We start from the raw sequence: 3318 nt of genomic DNA, 5'->3' as shown, positions 1-3318 counted from the left end.
CGCAGCCCGATCGCCTACGAGCGAGCACTCCAAACAACATCAACTACGCTGGCCGAAGCCGCCTAACCCGTGTTCAGGATCAGGGGTCAAGGCCCGGAGCGTGCGCCTGATCTGGTGAGTCTGTACAAGGCGGCGGGTGACCGTGTCCACTGGCACGGGCTGAAGGGTGTGCGGGCGGCGGTCTATCTCGTGTTGGATCGCTCTGGGTCGATGCGGTCCTACTACCGGGACGGCACCATGCAGTATCTGGCTGAGCAGGTGCTGTCGCTGTCGGCGCATCTGGATGACGACGGTGTCGTGCCGGTGGTGTTCTTCTCCACGGACGTCGACGGCTCCACCGACCTGGTACTCGGTCGGCACCACGGCCGCATCAACAAGCTGCACGAAAACCTCGGTCATATGGGGCGCACGAACTACCACTGGGCCATGGACGAGGTCATCGACCACTACATAGCCTCCGGCAGCGACGCCCCCGCCCTGGTCATCTTCCAGACCGACGGCGGCCCCACCAGCAAACTCGCCGCCGAACGCTACCTCTGCAAAGCAGCACGGCTGCCGTTGTTCTGGCAGTTCGTCGGCTTCGGTGACCCCGACAGCAATGAGTTCGCGTTCCTGCACAAGCTGGACACCCTCGCCGTCCCAGCCCGCCGCGTCGTCGACAACGCCGGTTTCTTCCATGCCGGCCGCACCCCGCAGGCCACCCCCGACCACCAGCTCTTCGACCGACTCCTGCAGGAATTCCCCCAGTGGTTGACCGCAGCCCGCACTGCTGGCGTCATACGGTGACCTCTCCCGGGCAGCGTCGGCCGAACCTGGCCTGCCGCCCGGTCACGTTCGCCGCATAGGGTCTTGTTCACCGCTCAAGGAGTCGGTGCCGGTGTCTAGGCCTTCATCCAGGTCGCGAAGGCGTCAACGAGGCCATTGTAGAAACGCTCTCCGGGAACGGCCCCCGGGTTCTTGCTGGCGTCGTAGAAGGCGACGTTGTTGAAGGTGGCGGAGGTGGACGCGTTCAGGTTCTTGTAGAAGGCAAGCTTGCCTCGGCCGAAGCCGACGAACAGCCAGAACACCCCCAGCGCTGCGGTGTTCTGCAACAGGGAGCGGACCTCGGCCTTGTCCCATGGTTCGTCGCCGACCTGGATGACCACGAAGGCGGGATCGGATGCCCCGGACTCCTGGTAGTGGCTTACAGCGCGGCGCATGGCGTCGGCCACGTTGCCCCAGCCCCAGTCGACCTGTGTGTGCAGCTGCCCGATACGGCCGCGGTAGTTGTCGAGCCTGATCTCTTCGAGGAACGGCTCCCTCCCGCTGGAGAAGATGACCGGCACCGTGCCGTCGTCGTCGAAGTTGGCCGACAGGGCCAGAACCCGCTCGGCGAACGCCTGTACGGCGAACGACTCGTACAGCTCCTCCATGTGCCAGTCGTGGTCCAGGACCAGGTAGACCGCGGCGCGTCGTCCCGCGAGCCCTGTCCGGACGAGAGCCTGGCCAGCCTGCCGGGCCGGCTCCAGGAGACCTGGAGCCTGGCGCTCCACCTTGGTCAAGTCCACCACCGCACCCGGGGAAGCGGACCGGGCCTGGGCCGGCACCGGCGCCGTGGCCGGATCGGTGCCGGCATCGTCGATGTCGACTCCGTAGTCGGTCGCCAGACCCGCGAGTCCGGATGCATAACCCTGGCCCACCGCGCGTACCTTCCACGCGTCGCCTCGCCGGTAGAGCTCCGCGAGGACCACCACAGTTTCTCTGGCGACGAAGTCCGGGGCGGTGAACGTCTTCGCGGGTGTGCCGGACTGGGTGATGGTCAGGCGTGGTGCCGAGGTGAAGACGGCTCCCGGCTGCAGGGGGTCGACGCTGGCGGCCACGACGATGGTGGCGACGTCGGTGGGCAGCCGGTCGAGATCGGCCGTGACCGTCTGCCCGGAAATGCTGACCCCGTCGTGCTTGGGATGGTTATAGAAGACCAGGTCGTCGTCACCGCGAACCTTGCCATCGGGCCCGAGGAGCAGTGCCGACACGTCCGCGGCCAGTCCTGTGGCCGTCACCGTGAACGTAACCGGCCCGGCCGACAGAGCAGCGTTCTGGCCTTTGAGTAATGACGTAGTCACAGACACAGACACCTCGGTCGATCGTCGACGAACACTCGCTGATTCTTCCCCGTCCCCCGGCACCACGCAGCCAAACTCACATCACACGTGCCGCTTCAACGCCCGGCAGCCTGTTGGACCAACGCCCCCGAGGCATGGTGAAGTCCGGACCGCATCCGGTTCAGCCGTGGCACGCGCAGTGGTATCGCAGCATGATGCGGACGTATGTGGCGACCGGTAACGGGCTACGGGGCGACTTCGTACTCCACGACCGTGCCCGGACAGGCCTCGGCGAGCTTCACCAGCGCGGCGCGCTCCTCGTCGTCGGCGGTCAGCTGCCACCGCAGCTTGGTTCCGGTCCAGTCCGCGGCATAGGTGCAGTGCGCGCTCTCGGCCGGCGGGAGCCAGGCGGCCGGGTCCCTGTCGGCCTTGGAACGGTTCGTCTTCGCGGTGACCGCGACCAGGGAACGCTGCGCGCCAAGGTCGTTGGCGTAGGCCTGGCGGCGCTCGGGCGTCCAGGCGTGGGCGCCGCTGTCCCACGCCTCGGCGAGCGGGACCATGTGGTCGATGTCCAGCTTGCCCGGGTCGGTGACCTCGACCTCGTCGTAGTACGACATCCACACCCCGCCGCTCAGCGCGCATCGCTCCCCCTGCTCGGGCTTCGTGGTGGCCTCCTCGATCAGGACCTCGGCCCGGGTGGGGCAGCCGTCGCCGTCCTCGTCGACCCAGTGCTTGAAGCTGTCGCGCTCGTACCCGTCCCGCTGCTCGACCCCGTCCGGGATCTTCGCGATGGCATCCGCGAGCAACAGGCCACCTTCGGCAGGCCCGCCGCCGGCCGCGCCGGACGGTGCGGGTCCACCGGGGAGCGCGCTGGAGTTTGGGGAGTCGGGCTTCGCGTCGTCTTCGATGACTTGCGGGGTGCAGCCCACCAGCGAGACGCCCAGGAGCGCGGTGGCAAGCGGTATGAGATGGCGACGGTTCACGGTCGTGCTCCTGGAGGCGAGGCAGCGGTAGCACCTCATACTCCCAGGCCGGCCGTGAGAGGTGGCAGGAGGTCATATGTGCTGGCTGTAGCCCTCTTCAACCGCAGCCGCCCCCATCCTGCCCGTCTCTTCTCCTTCCCAGGGGCAGGCGCTGCGAATGCGGGCCTGACTTGGTGACCATCACAGGATCATTCGGGAAGGTACGCCCTTCGCATGCCTTCCCGAGGACGATCCACAAGTCATGAGCATTGCTC

The 3318-nt window shown here is 67.1% G+C and carries 3 protein-coding genes; 1 reads left to right on the top strand and 2 read right to left on the bottom strand.

All coding sequences use genetic code 11. From position 1 onward, the window contains the following. Positions 1-114: 114 nt before the first annotated feature. Positions 115-786 carry a VWA domain-containing protein gene (locus tag AB0I73_RS40795; protein ID WP_363045437.1) on the top strand — a complete coding sequence of 224 codons (672 nt, stop codon included), beginning with the start codon at positions 115-117 and terminating at the stop codon, positions 784-786. 95 nt (positions 787-881) lie between these two features. On the opposite strand, the gene AB0I73_RS40790 is transcribed toward AB0I73_RS40795, so the two are convergent. Both AB0I73_RS40790 and AB0I73_RS40785 read right to left on the bottom strand, forming a co-directional pair. Then, on the bottom strand, positions 882-2102 hold the full coding sequence (locus tag AB0I73_RS40790) for a VWA domain-containing protein (RefSeq protein ID WP_363045436.1): 1221 nt from the start codon (positions 2100-2102) through the stop codon (positions 882-884). 224 nt (positions 2103-2326) lie between these two features. Then, complete coding sequence (locus AB0I73_RS40785; RefSeq protein WP_363045435.1) at positions 2327-3064, bottom strand: HNH endonuclease family protein; 738 nt, start codon at positions 3062-3064, stop codon at positions 2327-2329. Positions 3065-3318: the final 254 nt, after the last annotated feature.

It is taken from the genome of Streptomyces sp. NPDC050388 (genome assembly GCF_040655635.1).
Taxonomy (GTDB): Bacteria; Actinomycetota; Actinomycetes; order Streptomycetales; family Streptomycetaceae; genus Streptomyces.
The sequence above is the reverse complement of the archived record's forward strand: the minus strand, read 5'-3'. Positions and strand labels throughout refer to the sequence as shown.